We start from the raw sequence: 657 nt of genomic DNA, 5'->3' as shown, positions 1-657 counted from the left end.
AGGAAAATCCTTGAAGGGTCTGCTGCAAGGAAGATTAGTTGTGTTGTTTGTGGCAAACTTCGGTTTGCCTTGGGTTTAGAAGTAAACCAATGAGAAGCTTTTCCCTTTTTGGGAAGGGCTTTTTTGTCATTAGGGGACCTCCTGTAAAGTTTTTTATAACTTCAGTTTTCTGAACCCTTTCCCCAAATAAGTTCAGGATTCCATCTTTTTCAGGATTTCTTCTTTTTTCAGGCGATCATTCGATCTTATGACCTTCTTTGCCGGTTCCTCTTTTTTTGTTGGCCAACCTTCCGGAAATTCCAGCTTGCGGTATTCAGTTCCGTCTTCGAGGTAAAGAGCTCCCCTGGGATTATCTTCACTTTTGGCTCCCACATATAAATATTTTCCTGTGGCGCCAGAATTTAACTCATTGGGATCGGGATCTAATGATGAAAGGAATACCCCGTCGTTTTCCTCAGAAAAGAAGTAATATCCTTCGTTATCAAAATTCACTACTTCTTTACCATCCGGGGTTGTAAAAAGTTCATATTTTCCTTCAGATTTCAATTCTTCCTTCATAGCAAAACGTTTTAAGGGTGCTGAATTTAAATTTAAGATACGGCAATTTTTTTCTTGTTTCCATTTCATGTTTGCTGGCTATGAGAATATTAAGAGAAG

At 38.8% G+C, this 657-nt stretch carries 1 protein-coding gene; it reads right to left on the bottom strand.

What is annotated here, in order from left to right:
• Positions 1 to 192: 192 nt before the first annotated feature.
• Positions 193 to 558: a hypothetical protein gene (locus HC175_RS16095; protein ID WP_168024599.1), complete on the bottom strand. Its 366-nt coding sequence runs from the start codon at positions 556 to 558 to the stop codon at positions 193 to 195.
• Positions 559 to 657 lie beyond the last annotated feature (99 nt).

It is taken from the genome of Salinimicrobium oceani (assembly GCF_012037645.1).
This window is presented reverse-complemented; position numbering and strand designations above follow the sequence as displayed.